At 34.6% G+C, this 15,027-nt stretch carries 10 protein-coding genes, 1 tRNA gene and 1 pseudogene; 6 read left to right on the forward strand and 6 right to left on the reverse strand.

Annotation, left to right across the window (positions count from 1 at the left end):
- Positions 1–460: 460 nt before the first annotated feature.
- Together J3U36_RS06655 and J3U36_RS06660 are read left to right on the forward strand one after the other, a co-directional pair.
- Positions 461–766, forward strand: a complete 306-nt coding sequence (locus J3U36_RS06655) for a hypothetical protein (RefSeq protein ID WP_065558212.1) — start codon at positions 461–463, stop codon at positions 764–766.
- 203 nt (positions 767–969) lie between these two features.
- Positions 970–1,057, forward strand: a tRNA-Leu gene (locus tag J3U36_RS06660).
- 394 nt (positions 1,058–1,451) lie between these two features.
- Here J3U36_RS06660 and erpA read toward each other — a convergent pair.
- Positions 1,452–1,790 (reverse strand): iron-sulfur cluster insertion protein ErpA, encoded by a 339-nt coding sequence (erpA, locus tag J3U36_RS06665; protein ID WP_065558211.1) that lies wholly within the window; start codon positions 1,788–1,790, stop codon positions 1,452–1,454.
- Between the two features lie 157 nt (positions 1,791–1,947).
- Here erpA and hemL point away from each other — a divergent pair, with 157 nt between their 5' ends.
- Positions 1,948–3,243, forward strand: coding sequence for a glutamate-1-semialdehyde 2,1-aminomutase (gene hemL / locus J3U36_RS06670; RefSeq protein WP_267380637.1), 1,296 nt, complete (start codon positions 1,948–1,950; stop codon positions 3,241–3,243).
- A gap of 70 nt (positions 3,244–3,313) precedes the next feature.
- A complete protein-coding gene (gene bcp / locus J3U36_RS06675; RefSeq protein ID WP_065558209.1) occupies positions 3,314–3,790 on the forward strand; it encodes a thioredoxin-dependent thiol peroxidase in 477 nt (158 codons plus the stop codon).
- A gap of 21 nt (positions 3,791–3,811) precedes the next feature.
- Here bcp and J3U36_RS06680 read toward each other — a convergent pair whose 3' ends face one another.
- Positions 3,812–4,894: an AI-2E family transporter gene (locus J3U36_RS06680; protein WP_267350769.1), complete on the reverse strand. Its 1,083-nt coding sequence runs from the start codon at positions 4,892–4,894 to the stop codon at positions 3,812–3,814.
- 70 nt (positions 4,895–4,964) lie between these two features.
- Positions 4,965–6,482 (reverse strand): helicase HerA-like C-terminal domain-containing protein, encoded by a 1,518-nt coding sequence (locus J3U36_RS06685; RefSeq protein WP_267380634.1) that lies wholly within the window; start codon positions 6,480–6,482, stop codon positions 4,965–4,967.
- A gap of 105 nt (positions 6,483–6,587) precedes the next feature.
- Between J3U36_RS06685 and J3U36_RS06690 the strand changes: the two are divergent.
- Positions 6,588–6,801: pseudogene (locus J3U36_RS06690) on the forward strand (YdcH family protein).
- A 475-nt stretch (positions 6,802–7,276) separates the two neighbouring features.
- Here J3U36_RS06690 and mgtA read toward each other — a convergent pair.
- Positions 7,277–9,985, reverse strand: a complete 2,709-nt coding sequence (gene mgtA / locus J3U36_RS06695; RefSeq protein ID WP_267380630.1) for a magnesium-translocating P-type ATPase — start codon at positions 9,983–9,985, stop codon at positions 7,277–7,279.
- Positions 9,986–10,684: 699 nt separating this feature from the next.
- Between mgtA and J3U36_RS06700 the strand changes: the two genes are divergently transcribed.
- The gene (locus tag J3U36_RS06700) at positions 10,685–11,374 is read left to right on the forward strand and encodes a hypothetical protein (protein WP_267380628.1); all 690 of its coding nucleotides are present in this window, start codon (positions 10,685–10,687) and stop codon (positions 11,372–11,374) included.
- 84 nt (positions 11,375–11,458) lie between these two features.
- Here J3U36_RS06700 and J3U36_RS06705 read toward each other — a convergent pair whose 3' ends face one another.
- Positions 11,459–13,351: a DNA topoisomerase III gene (locus tag J3U36_RS06705; RefSeq protein ID WP_267380626.1), complete on the reverse strand. Its 1,893-nt coding sequence runs from the start codon at positions 13,349–13,351 to the stop codon at positions 11,459–11,461.
- Between the two features lie 662 nt (positions 13,352–14,013).
- A complete protein-coding gene (zntB, locus tag J3U36_RS06710) occupies positions 14,014–15,015 on the reverse strand; it encodes a zinc transporter ZntB (RefSeq protein ID WP_065558201.1) in 1,002 nt (333 codons plus the stop codon).
- Positions 15,016–15,027 lie beyond the last annotated feature (12 nt).

Here is a 15,027-nt window from a genome sequence, read left to right on the forward strand (position 1 = left end):
AAAATTAAAATTATTTACTTATTTTAACTTAATTCAATAGGTTACATGTAAGAAATATCAAATATTAATCGCCAAAATAAATTTGATTAAGTGATTAAAATCAGAAATAATGCTAAACCGATTATTTTAATCATGCATAATTATTGATTAAATATTAATTGATATTCATGTCATTATAAAAAAGGTGAACTACAATATACTTAGACGGGTAAGCAGTTTGTTATAAATACAAACCATAAAAGATGACATCAAATGTTAATGGAGTAAATATCCTTGGTTGTTCCTCAAGTTAACCGAACCCAGTCAAATGACAAGTAATTGTTGTTATTTAAGCATCAATTTAATGCCATTAAAATCAAAAAAATAATCTCAAAAATAAAATCTTAACCTAGTATGCGTTAATCTATTAAGGAATAGAGGTTAAAATCTAAAATTAATAAAGTTTTAACAGGAAAGAAATATGTTTACTGATTCAAACACTAAACAAATAAGTTTTTGTTTTCATACTCAGAAAAAAAAATTTATAAAATGGAAAAAATTAGCCAAAAAAGCCAATATGACGTTATCAGACTGGATTGTTAAAAAACTTAATTCAGACATCGATATTGTGTTACGGGACATTGTTCTTCCTAATGATATCGAAAAAGATGACAGATGGCTGATAAAATTAACTATACCCTCAGTGATAAAAGGTTATTGGGTCTATTGTTCAAGAGAAAGGAAAATGAAATTAGTTAAATGGATCACCAATAAATTAGATTCCTAATAAGGAATTAATTAAGACCAACTTTTACAGAATAATTCTATAACGCAACGATAAGGTTATAGAGAAACAGACTAAAATAAAACAGAAATATGATAAACATTGAGCGGTTAATCAATTTTTTTTAAATTTCTATTGACGTAGAAATTAAGATGGGTAAAATGCACTGCATTCGAAACGCATTTATTTTTAACGAATCGTTTTGAGCCCGGGTGGTGAAATCGGTAGACACAAGGGATTTAAAATCCCTCGGCCTTTTTGGCCGTGCGAGTTCAAGTCTCGCCCCGGGCACCACATCTATCTCTCTTTATCCTTCTTTCATCGACTTATTTTATCACTGTCTTAACGACACCTTTGTAAGCATATTATTACTAACTTATATCAACATTTTACTAAAAAACTTTATCAATCATTTAATTAAAGATGTTTTAGTTGTTTAATAAAATTCAATTTTTTAGATAAGCCAGATCCACTGCTTGAACAAAAATAATGTAATCATCCATACTGTTTTAATGGATCAATAGCTAACGGCTGAGTATGCTCAAAAAATAGCGCTATAATTAAACTTTTTAGTGACAAGATTAGTTTGGTAAGGAAATGTTATTGGAGTAACTTTTATCTATGATATTAACAACTCTAAAATGAATTATTGCTTAGAACGCAGACCCAAAATTTTTGGGTCTGAAGATTAAACACTAAATGACGAACCACAACCACAAGTCGTTGTTGCATTAGGATTATCAACCACAAAACGTGAGCCTTGTAATCCTTCTACATAATCAATGGTACCGCCAACTAAGTATTGTAAACTCATAGGATCGATAACCAACGATACCCCATTTTTCTCTATGGCTAAATCATCTTCGTTTACTTTCTCGTCAAAAGTAAACCCATACTGAAATCCACTACATCCTCCACCTGTAATATAAACCCTTAATTTAAGATTTGGGTTTTCTTCTTCGGTGACTAACGCTTTTACTTTATTCGCTGCAGCATCAGTAAAGTTAATTGGTAAAGCATTGCCCATTTTATTCTCCTACTATCTTGATCTGCTTATTATATACTGTGTAAAAAAGAAATTACAAAATGAAAAACTCTATTATTTAAATTTTTGTTTAGTTGCTTGAAATAATTTTGAAACTATGAATAAATACCACCATATTTCTTCAATGAGAATACAACATATGTTTACAAAATCATTAAAATCCGAAATATTCTTTCATCAAGCTTTATCCGTTTTACCTGGTGGTGTAAATTCACCAGTACGGGCTTTTAATGGCGTGGGTGGAATACCCTTATTTATTGAGCGTGCCAATGGTGCTTATATTTATGATGTTGATGAAAAAGCCTATATCGATTATGTAGGCTCATGGGGTCCAATGATTCTTGGACACAATGATCCAGACGTAGCTGACGCAGTCATTCACGCTGTGCGTAATGGACTCAGTTTTGGTGCTCCGACTGAAATTGAAACCAAAGTCGCCAATTTAGTCACTGAACTTATGCCATCGATAGAGATGCTACGCATGGTCAACTCAGGTACTGAAGCAACCATGAGTGCAATACGCGTGGCACGGGGTTTTACCGGGCGTGATAAAATCATTAAATTTGAAGGATGCTATCATGGTCATGCTGATTATCTATTGGTAAAAGCAGGATCAGGAGCCCTTACTTTTGGACATCCGACGTCACCCGGCGTACCTAATGATTTTGTTAAGCATACTTTAGTATGTGATTATAACAACCTTGAATCAGTTAAAAAACAGTTTGAACAATATCCAAATGAAATTGCCGCGATTATTATTGAGCCCGTTGCCGGCAACATGAATTGTATCCCGGCTAAAAAATCGTTTTTACAAGGATTAAGAGCGCTTTGTGATGAATATGGGGCATTGTTAATTATTGATGAAGTGATGACAGGATTTAGGGTAGCACTAGGTGGAGCGCAAGATTATTATGACATTGTCCCCGATTTGACTTGTTTAGGTAAAATCATTGGAGGGGGAATGCCTGTGGGCGCATTTGGTGGTCGTGCAGATATCATGCAACAATTAGCGCCAACCGGACCAATTTATCAAGCTGGTACGCTTTCGGGTAATCCTGTTGCCATGGCAGCCGGATATGCAACCTTAACCAAATTGATGGACGTAGGTATTTATCAAGAATTAGAGGAGAAAACTAAAACGCTAACAAACGGACTTTTATCCGCTGCCAGACAGCATAAAGTTCCTTTTGCGGTTAATCAAGCGGGTGCGATGTTTGGATTTTTCTTTACAAATGCTTCCGAAGTAAGCAGTTATCAAGATGTAATGAATTGTGATATTGAATTATTCAAAAAATTCTATCATCATATGCTCACTGAAGGTGTTTACTTTGCACCGTCAGCTTTTGAAGCAGGTTTCATGTCACTTATGCACACAGATAAAGAAATCAATCATACTATTGATGCAGCAAGTCGTTTTTTTAGTAAGATAAGTTAAATTGATGACACAAAGTTTTTGATACCATTAGCGATTAAAATATTAAACTATTAACATAGGTAATTAATTTATGGTTAATCCACTTAAAGAAGGTGAAAAAGCACCTCAATTTTCGTTGCCTGACCAAGATGGAGAGCTAATAAGCTCTAAAGACTTTAAAGGTCAACGTATGTTGATCTATTTCTATCCCAAAGCCATGACACCTGGCTGTACAGTTCAAGCTTGTAATTTACGGGATTGTGCTGATGACCTCAAAAAATACAATGTGGTAATCATTGGCATTAGTACAGATAAGCCAGAAAAGTTATCAAGATTTTCAGAAAAAGAATTATTAAACTTTACGTTGCTTTCTGATGAAAATCATGAATTATGTGAAGCTTTTGGCACATGGGGTGAAAAAGAGTTTATGGGAAAAACCTATGACGGCATTCACCGTATTAGTTTCTTAATTGGGACTGATGGAAAAATCGAAAAAGTCTTTGACGATTTCAAAACCAGTAATCACCATGAAGTGGTTTTAGATTACCTCAAAAACCACTCAAAATAGACATCTTAAAAGCAGATTAACCTAATCTGCTTTTACTTTATCAAAACTATTAATCTCATCCGGATTTGGCCAAGCATTAATAATTGCTTTGACTAAAGTGGCAAGTGGGATAGCAAAAAATATTCCCCAAAATCCCCATAATCCACCAAATACAATCACCGCTAAAATAATTACTAATGGATGAAGATTCAATTTCTCGGAAAAAAGACAAGGAACTAACAAATTACCGTCTAAAGCCTGAATAAGCACATAAAAGAAAATCAAATACCCAAATTCTGGACTGATGCCCCATTGGAATAGAGCAATAAGAATAACCGGAATACTTGAAATAATAATCCCAATATAAGGAATCAACACCGAAAGCCCAACAATTACCGCCAATAATAATCCATAATCTAAACCAAAAAACCAAAATGGAATATACACGCTAATACCTAGAATAAGAATATGCAAAACATTGCCTACAATATAGTTAGCAATTTGCGTATCCATTTCAGCGGCGACTTTATTTAACACTCCTCGATTTTTAGGCAGAATACGAGAACAATATCCCCATATTTTTGCTTTATCTTTCAAAAAGAAAAACATCATAATAGGGACTAGCACGGCATTAATTGCAACTGAAACAAGACCAAACAGGGAAACAATAGAGAATTGTAATAACGAATTTCCGGTTTGCACGACCCTGCTAGTAATGCCTTGAATAATAGAATCAAATAATCCAACATCAATCAGTTCGGGGTAGTGTTCCGGCAGTGATGTCAAAAACTTATTAGCAAAATTGAGCATGTTTGGAATATTGGTTATCAAACTAATACTTTGTTGCCAAACTAAAGGTACCAGAATCATAAAACATGCTAAAACAACAAGAAGAAAAATGAGTAATACAATGATAACCGCAAAAGTGCGTGGAATGCCCTTTCGATACAAAAAATTGACTGGGGTATCAAGCAAATAGGAAAGCACGATTGCAATGAAAACGGGTAAAAGAATTTTATTAAAAAAATAAATAATTAAAAACAGGAAGACTAAAACCACTATCAACGATACCACATGCGGATCACTGAATCGTCTTTTATACCATTCCACAAACAATTTAAACATTGCAAACACTCCTATTTTGCTGTTTATATTAGATTAAGTTTCAATACGATAAATTATAAGCCCAATGCATTTATCGTTTAAATCCACCTAAAATACCACGAGTAATGCGTCGACCGATTTCATTGGCTACTTGTCGCGTTGCGCTTCGAGCAACTTTTTGCGCAAAGCCATCTTGTTGACCACCTCTTGGGCCTTTATGACCAAAAAACAGAGAACTTAGCATATCTAACCAACCACCACTACTGGATTTTTCAGCTGGTTCTGTTGAATTATCATCATCAGCTGATTGAACGTTAGCTGAATTATCCAATGAAAAACCTGCTTTTATTTTCTCATAAGCGGATTGCCGATCGACAGTTTTAGCATATTTATCATAAAATAGCGATTGTTTAATAATCTCAGGAATTTTTTCAGGTGTAATTGGACCAATTTTAGAATTTGGTGCAATAACAAAACCACGCTCGACCATATTAGGACGCCCTTTCTCATCTAAAAAAGAAATTAAGGCTTCGCCGACAGCTAATTCCATAATCACTTTTTCGGTATCTAAATTGGGATTAGCTCGCATAGTTTGAGCCGCGGCTTTTACTGCTTTTTGATCTTTAGGCGTAAATGCCCTAAGCGCATGTTGGACACGATTGCCAAGCTGACCAAGAACGGTATCGGGAATATCGGTAGGATTTTGAGTAACAAAATAGATACCAACGCCTTTAGAGCGAATCAGTCTGACTACCTGCTCAATTTTCTGTAATAAAGCGGGAGTAATATCATTAAATAGTAAATGCGCTTCATCAAAAAAGAAGACTAATTTAGGTTTATCAGGATCACCAATTTCAGGCATATGTTCAAACAGTTCTGACAGCAACCACAACAAAAAAACAGAATACAATTTAGGTGAGTTATATAATTTATCCGCTGCTAAAATATTAATCATACCGTGACCGTTGGCATCGGTTTTCATTAAATCTTGAATATCAAGCATAGGTTCACCTAAAAAATATTCTGCCCCTTCTTGATCAAGCGATAATAAACTGCGTTGTATGGCACCAATCGATGATAAAGAAATATTGCCGTATTCAGACGTAAATTTTTTTGCATTATCACCAATTAACTGCACTAAGGCTCGTAAATCTTTAAAATCCAGTAATAAAAGATTATTGTCATCGGCAATTTTAAATACCAGTTGTAATACATCTGATTGAATATCATTAAGATTTAATAATCGTGCTAATAAAATTGGACCAATATCCGAAACGGTACTTCGCACCGGAATCCCTTTTTCTGCAAACACATCCCACAATTCAATGGGCGAGGCTTCAGGTTTCCAATCAGTTACCCCAATGCTTGTTAGGCGTGCTTTAAGTTTATCTGTTAAAATCCCTTTCTCACCCAAACCGGTCAAATCACCTTTAACATCAGCCAAAAATACCGGTACACCTATATGAGAAAAACTCTCTGCCATTTTTTGAAGCGTCACTGTTTTACCGGTACCTGTTGCACCAGAAATGAGACCATGACGATTGGCTAATGCGCTGATAATAGATAAATCCTTGCCATTGCTTTTGGCTATAACGATAGATTCACTCATACATTAAATCCTCATTAAATTGCTATTAAAACAATCAGTAATATTGTAAGCTAAGAATGCAATATCGACGATTTAACCATTCATTAGCCAACATAAGGAGCTACTATGTTTCCAGAATATCGAGAATTAATTTCAAAATTAAAAAATACAGATTTACGATTTCAAAAATTATTTGATCAACATAATGCTTTGGATCAAAAAATTAAAAATATTGAGTCAGGTATCGAAATCGACACATCCGAAACTATCGAAAACTTAAAAAAAACAGAAACTTAAACTTAAAGATGAAATACACACAATCTTAAAAAATCAGGCATAAATACGGGATAAAACATCAATAGCGTATTAGTCAATCTTTATTCAAAAAATTAGTGTTGTGAAAACAATATTGATGTAGGTGCTTTTATCAAAAGCAATAAATATAAATAAACCCCAAACAAGGGGTTTATGATGATAACAGATAAAACAAAAACTAAAAAATTTAATAATAAAGCGAATTTTTACTTGTTTAATTGTTCTTTTGTCGTTCTTTTTTTACGATTTTTAATCAATACAATAATATTTTTATGTGGAGTTTTCATATTTTAATTTCCTCTTTTTGTTATAGTTATCACACCACGAAAATGTATGGAATTTTTAAAGAGTGACTAGCAATATCCTTATCAGGTATTTTGTATAAAATACTCGCCATCTCCAATAATGGTAGTTACTTTAGCATAAATTAATGGTATTACCAATTATTTTGGTTATTTAGTAAGCGACTTCCATATCGCCTACTTGCGCTACCAACAAATTTAGAACCATTGCCCAAAACGTTTTATATAAATTCGTTTCATTAACTGCGCAACAAAACAATAAGATAGTAGTGTGGCAATTAACCATGGGAAATATGACCAAGGTAAAGGAGCAAGACCAATCAAACTTCCTATTGGAGAAAATGGGATATAAATACCTACGATCATTATCAATAATGTCATCACAATGACCGGAAACGCTGCTGTACTTTGAACAAATGGAATTTTTTGTGTTCTTAACATATGCACAACTAAAGTTTGTGAAAGTAACCCTTCAATAAACCAACCAGAATGGAATAATGATTGTACTTCGACACTATTTGCACTGAACACAAACCACATTAACGCATAGGTAGTAATATCAAAAATAGAAGATGTTGGTCCAATCCAAATCATAAATCGTTTGATATTTTGCGCATCCCATTTACGAGGCTTTTGTAAAAACTCATCATCCATTTTATCCCAAGGTAATGATAATTGTGAAATATCATACAATAAATTTTGGATCAACAAATGAATTGCTAGCATAGGTAAAAAAGGTAAAAATGCACTGGCAACTAACACCGAAAAAATATTACCAAAGTTTGAACTGGCAGTCATATTCAAATACTTCATAATATTACCGAATGTTTCTCGACCGCAAATTACCCCTTCTTCTAACACCATTAAACTCTTTTCAAGCAAAATGATATCCGCTGATTCTTTCGCAATGTCGGTTGCAGTATCCACCGATATACCAACATCGGCGTCACGTAATGCAGGCGCATCATTGATACCATCGCCTAAAAAACCCACTGTATGACCATTTTCTTGTAATAAACGGATGATTCGTGATTTTTGTAAAGGTGTTAATTTAGCAAAAATAGTACGTTGCTCAATTTGTTCTTTGAGTTCATCATCATCCATTTTTTCAATTTCGGTACCCAGTAAGGGAGTTCCTGGCTCTAGACCCACTTCACGACACACTTTTATGGTAATAATTTCATTATCACCAGTTAAAACTTTTACCCCTACACCATGTTCATTTAATGCAGAAATGGCTTCGTATGCGCTCTCTTTTGGCGGATCTAAAAACGTTAAGAACCCTCGAATTGCAAGATCAGTCTCATCTTGGACACTGTATTGCGTTTTTGTTTGTGAAGCAGAAATATTTTTTAATCCCACCGCTAAAACTCGGAATCCTTCTTTATTGTAGTTATGAGCAAGTTCGATTAACTCTTGTTTGCGTTTTTCATCTAATGGCAAATATTCACCGTCTTGATAAACATAACGAGAAATAGACAGCATCTCTTCAACGGCACCTTTGCAAATCATCAAATGATCATCATTACCATTTTGCACCACAACCGATAAACGACGACGAACAAAATCAAATGGCAATTCATCAATCTTTTTATAAAGTCCAACCCCGACTTTTTTAACACTGGTTTTCTCTTCAGTGAAACGGATAATGGCTTTATCCATTAGGTTTTTCATACCACTTTGATAATAGCTGTTTAACCAAGCAAGTTCTAATACAGCTGGGTCAACTTGACCATGACTATCAAGATGATGTTCAAGGATAATTTTATCTTGTGTCAATGTTCCCGTTTTGTCGGTACATAAAATATCCATTGCACCAAAATTTTGAATCGCATTAAGACGTTTCACAACAACCTTACGCTTTGCCATTCCAACCGCACCTTTAGCCAGGTTAGCACTGACAATCATCGGCAACATTTCAGGCGTTAATCCAACCGCTACCGCCAAAGCAAACAAAGCCGCATCGCCCCAATCTCCTTTTGAAATACCATTTATCACAAAAACAATTGGCACCATAATAAGCATAAAACGGATCAGTAACCAACTAACACTATTCACACCTCGATCGAATGACGTTTCAGCACGGGAACCAACAATGGATTTAGCTAATGATCCAAAATGCGTGTCTGCACCTGTGGCAACCACAATTGCCTTAGCTGTTCCACTTACCACATTCGTCCCCATAAAACAGACGTTATTCACATCAAGAACATTATCTTTATCAATATCCGATGCATTAATTTCATCGGTTGTCTTTTGTGAAACGGCGCCTAAAGTGTCATATTTTTCAACAGGTATAGACTCACCTGTCAGTACCGCTTGGCTGACAAAAAGATCTCGTGATTCAATTAAGCGGATATCCGCAGGAATCATATCCCCTGCCGATAAAAAGACAATATCGCCAGGCACAATCTCGCTTAACGGAATTTCAAAATGTTCAGGATTCATATCCTTATGCGGACGTCTTAATACCGTTGCTGTTGTTCGAATCATCGATTTGAGCGCTTCAGCGGCTTTATTAGATCGAAACTCTTGCCAAAAACGCAATAAACCACTTAATGAAACCATGGTTAAAATGATAATGATACTGGTTAGATCGGTTTCTTCCCCCTTTTGTAAAGGTAACCAGAAATCCGTGACAAAACTAACCACCGCTAAAATAAGTAACACAAAAATAAATGGATTATTAAACGCCATTAATAATTGCATAAATACTGAAGGGACTTTTTCTCGGGCTACTTCGTTTTTGCCATACTCTTCTAATCTTGATTTTGCATTTTCTTGCGTTAAACCGGACAAGCTCGATTGAAATTTAGATAAAATGCTATCTAAGCTATGTTGAGCTTCATGAATTGCTTTAATATCTGAGCTTGTTTGTGAATGAATTTTTGTAGTGTTTTTGGTCATCTTATGTACCTATATTCATAATTTTTTAGACAAAAATATGCCTACTCACTGTTAAAAAATAACAATAAGCAAAGTAACTAATTGAATAGCTAAGACTTTAATGCCACAGCACGACCGCACTCAAAGCGATGGCTGAGCAAAAAAAAATCTAGCGAGATAATTTAATTAAGAATTAGATACAACTCGGTGGTTCTAAATGTTTTTCTGAAAAAAGTAATGAACACAACATTAAGATGTGCGCACCATGATGTTTTGAATTTGTGTGATAGCGTGTAAAAAATTGCATATCGTTCACCGTTACCGTTCGATCAATTTCGGCGCGTGAACTGAAAAAATGATTATTTAGACAGGTTCATTAACCGATAATGATTTGTGTTTGAATACATCTCCCCATATATGGGGTGACCCGATTGAGCGTCCATAGTTCTCCTATAAAATTGAACTCAACACTTTGTATTTCAACTTTTCTTAACCCTCATTTTTAACCACCTAATAGTTAAAAAAGTAAGAAAAGCTCAAAGGCGGGCAATTTATACGCCTTTAGCTAAAATAAGTCAACCAATAATCCTTTAAAAACGTCATAACAGCTTAAAAACAGCACTTATCGCCCCAATAAATGCTTTTTTGTATATAAATAATACACACAAAACTTAATATCATTTACAATAACTAATACTGTTCAACGCAAGGAAAACGAAAGTGGAACTCATAACATTACTCGACACTAATTGGTTAAATTTCGTGATCATTTTCGCACTTTCATTTTTATGGTTTTTCAATCGAAAAAGATCACCCAATCAATACCTCGATAATATCATTATATATGCTGATATTTTAGAAAAGACACCTAAGCCAAAATACCAAAAGGATTACTTGAATAATATTAAAAGTAAACTTCTTTGGGACAAGGTCTGTTTTTATCAAACCGGTGACATGAATAAAGAAAGAATCGCAATTTCGTTAATTAATGCTGACATTAAAAACATCATCAATTTATTACAATTAAATTCACTAACCCAATACTTTTGTATCAGACAAAATAAAATAACGGCAGTCAATCCTTTTTTAGTTAAAGAAGTCATCCTATTATGTGTTGGGTTCATTCTCGCTTTTATTATGGTAATATCGAATCTTGATACCGTTTTTAGATCAAATTCAATGATTAATATAATCATTGCCTCGATAACCATTTTTATTATCTTACTGATTGCAACTCAGTTCGCCACAGCGCCTTTAAAAAGGCTTAATACCTATCGATTGATTTTGAAAGACGACACTTTTTTAAAGCGTGCTAATGACCAACTAGTTCGCATTATTCAAGAAAGTAATAATAGTAATCCTAGTTTTGAAAAATCCATAATGAGTAAAGAAGAATCGCATCAATCATAACCCAATTTCGAAGGCTTTATCTGCTGTGGTAATATATAAGGCGACAAATCTGGGCTTTACGTCGCCTTAATAGTTATATGGGAACTAAGCACGTATATTTAAACGGGCATTTTTAAGCTGCTCTACAAGTTCAAGCAATGATTGATTTAACTGATTCATAAATTGTTGGTAAGAAAACGCCTTTTTACTGATTTCATCTAATTGTCGTTCCCAATGCGCAGTCATATCGGGGATAGACATAATATCTGGTAACGATAAAATTAACTTACGTCCAACTGGAGTGGCACGAATTGTTTTGCCTTGTCGTGTTAAAAATTGACGTTTAAATAACAATTCTATTATTCCTGCTCGGGTTGCTTCTGTGCCTAAACCATCGGTTTCCCGCAATATTTTTTTAATCTCTGGATCTTTAACAAATCTTGCAATACCTGTCATTGCGGAAAGTAAAGTTGCATCATTAAAAGGTTTAGGGGGTTGTGTTTCTTTACTGATAAGTTCAGCATCAATACACTGCACTGCCTCCCCTTTTTTCACTAATTTAGTTAACAATCCATTACTCTCTGCATCCGCTTCGGATTGATCAGCTTGTAAAGTTTTCGTTCCAAACAACGCTTTCCAGCCTGCTTCAAGCATTTGCGTTGCTCTAGCAATAAATTTTCCACCTTGAATATCAACATCAATTTGTAATTCAGCGTATTTATATACAGGATAAAATTGTGCTAAATATTGGGTTGCAATCACCTGATAAACTAATTTTTCATTATCCGTTAAATTGTCCATTTTAGCCTTGCGCTGTGTTGGAATGATGGCATGGTGCGCTTCAACTTTTTTATCGTTCCAAGCTTTTGTCCGCAAACTAAAATCAGCGTTTTCAATAGCAGGCTGTAAATCCGGGCAATTATTTTCCATTGCTAATTTTACACTGATTATTTGGTTAAGATGCTCTTCGGGTAAAAAACGGCAATCGGATCTCGGGTAGGTGATCAGTTTATGCTTTTCATATAATGACTGGCAAATATCGAGCACATCTTGTGCACTTAATCCACTTTTTTTAGCCATCTCAATTTGAAGAGCGGATAAATTAAATGGCATAGGTGGTGCAACTTCTTTCTTTTTGTTACTGACTTTCTCAATAATACCGGTTTGATCTTTAATTCTTTGACAAACATTTTCGGCTAATGCTTTGACTAAAACTCGCCCTTCTTCATCTTGATAGGGAGCACAAGCTTCGCTAGGTTGCCACTTGGCCTTAAATATTTCATTATGCTGGGTTTGAAGTACAGCAAAAACTTCATAAAACGGTTTGGTAACAAACTTTTCAATATCTAAATCACGCCTTACCACTAAACCAAGAATAGGCGTTTGTACCCGTCCAATGGATAACACTCCTCGATACCCGCCTCGTTGCCCCACCAGCGTACAAAGACGACTCATATTAATACCATACAACCAATCAGCACGGGCTCTTGCAAGCGCTGACGTAGAGAGCGGAATAAAATCTTGATTACTGCGTAATTGTTCAAGCGATTTTTCAACTGCACTGGCATTTAAATCACTAATCAAGCAACGCTTAATTGTTTTGCGTTTATCGGGTGTGAGTTGACAATAATTCAAAACTTCATCGACTAATAATTGCCCTTCTCGATCTGGATCGCCTGCATGTACAATCTGATCGGCAGATTTAATCAATTCGACTAAAATATCAAATTGGCTTTTTGTACTCCCTTTTGGCATCAAAATCCACTTTTCCGGAACAATAGGAAGATCATCAATCACCCATTTTTTAAAGCGATCATCATACACTTCTGGGGTGGCTTGTTCTAAAAGATGTCCGATACACCAACTCACAATATCGCCATTAGCGGCTTTGATAAAACCCGTTCCTTTTTGATGTGGTTTAGGCAAAACATCGGCAATAGCCCTTGCTAGACTGGGCTTTTCAGCAATAAACAGACGATAAGTTTGATTAGATTGCATAATTATTAGTCTTAATCATAAATTTGAAACAAAATAAGTTTGATAGGATGATTTAACGCTAAAATTTAAATGATTTAACATCTTCAATAACAATGCCTTGTCAGCATCCCTACAAGGCAGAATGCGACAATAAAAACAAATTAAAATATGTTTGTCTAAACACATCAAACCTTGTTCTTTTCGACTTTTTTGCTTTGTCGAGTACCATTCAATCTTAAAACCAGTGTGATAGGCCAAATTCGGTAAAGCTCCATAAATTATCATATTATCCTTTAAAATTTCCAATCCTGCTGAGTCTGTTATTAATGCTCAATAAGGTTGAAAATTGTTACATAAGTCTTAACGCCATTCAAGCGCAATAATTTGCAGAAAATCATTCTCAACAATAAACACAAAAATAACCTAATCTTTACAATGCATTAAAAGAACAGGACTAAGCTTAGTCTGTTTAAGTAATCCTAATACCCTAAAGAGGACAGTTATTATTTATAATCTTATCACAAGGCTGAAATCAGCTAAGATTGAAAGCACAACACTTATCACTTTGCCAATACCTCGTCAACAATGCATGTTAAAGTTTTTAAAATATCATTTAATTGATTAATTATGTTACAAGATTCAGCTTTATCATTTTTTAGTTGTCGTGATTTTAAAACGGGTTTTTACCACCACTTTTTGAACTTAAGCCAAATGGCAGAAACAATAGAAATAACAATAAGAATCAAGATTAACCCAACAAAAGACCAAGGATGCTCACTAAACGGAATACCGGCAAGATTGACACCAAGTAAACTGGTTATAAACGTGATTGGTGTAAATATAATGGTAAATAGTGACATTAAATAGATTCGTTTATTGGTCGATTCTGCCAAAAAGCTATTAATTTGCTCCATAATCGAGGCAAGACGCAATAAACAACTATCGATATCTGACACATAGTGGCTTTGTTGATTAGAAATATCATGTAGACGTTGGCGATCGTTATCATCAATCCAAGAAATCCTTTCGGTTGAAATTTTAACAAAAATATCCCGTTGCGGAGATAATAATCGACGAAGAATGATCAACTGTTTACGTACTCGACCAATTTCTTTATGTGAAAGAATTCGCTGATTTAATACTAAGTCTTCAAGTTTAACAATTTTGTTATGTACACTATCAAACGATAAATTGACTTGATCACTAATGAGTTCGGATACTTGAATTAACCAATCAGCAACATCAACAGGCCCTATTCCTTTTTCTAAATTATCTTTTAATTGGAAAATCGCATCGATTTGTTGATGTCGGGTCGAAACAATTAAATTATCGGTAATGTAAAAACGGAAGGTTACAATCGGATCGGGTAATTCATTTGGCGTATAATTAACACCTTTTAATACGACTAAAATACCCGTATCAAAACGAATTTCTTTCGATATTTGGTTGGGTTTAATTAACTCATTTTTCACTAAATCCGGAATCAATTTTGTCTGATTAATCCACTTAATCGTTTCGGATTTAGCAAAATCCAGATGGATCCAACATGGCTTTTGCACCGTCGCTTGGCAATCATTACTTAAAGGATTGGCTTTACCTTTACCATCAAATTGACAACTAAAAACAGGTTTTGCTGATATAAGATCTGAAACAGGAACGGAATTTTCACTATTTTCATTCGTCATTATAAGCCCCAT

This window comes from Gilliamella sp. B3817, from assembly GCF_026536705.1.
Taxonomy (GTDB): domain Bacteria; phylum Pseudomonadota; class Gammaproteobacteria; order Enterobacterales; family Orbaceae; genus Gilliamella; species Gilliamella apicola_I.

Coding starts and splice junctions, on each gene's coding strand:
- J3U36_RS06655 (WP_065558212.1), top strand. CDS start 461: ATGTTTACTGATTCAAACACTAAACAAATAAGTTTTTGTTTTCATACT.
- erpA (WP_065558211.1), bottom strand. CDS start 1,790: ATGGGCAATGCTTTACCAATTAACTTTACTGATGCTGCAGCGAATAAA.
- hemL (WP_267380637.1), top strand. CDS start 1,948: ATGTTTACAAAATCATTAAAATCCGAAATATTCTTTCATCAAGCTTTA.
- bcp (WP_065558209.1), top strand. CDS start 3,314: ATGGTTAATCCACTTAAAGAAGGTGAAAAAGCACCTCAATTTTCGTTG.
- J3U36_RS06680 (WP_267350769.1), bottom strand. CDS start 4,894: ATGTTTAAATTGTTTGTGGAATGGTATAAAAGACGATTCAGTGATCCG.
- J3U36_RS06685 (WP_267380634.1), bottom strand. CDS start 6,482: ATGAGTGAATCTATCGTTATAGCCAAAAGCAATGGCAAGGATTTATCT.
- mgtA (WP_267380630.1), bottom strand. CDS start 9,985: ATGACCAAAAACACTACAAAAATTCATTCACAAACAAGCTCAGATATT.
- J3U36_RS06705 (WP_267380626.1), bottom strand. CDS start 13,351: ATGCAATCTAATCAAACTTATCGTCTGTTTATTGCTGAAAAGCCCAGT.
- zntB (WP_065558201.1), bottom strand. CDS start 15,015: ATGACGAATGAAAATAGTGAAAATTCCGTTCCTGTTTCAGATCTTATA.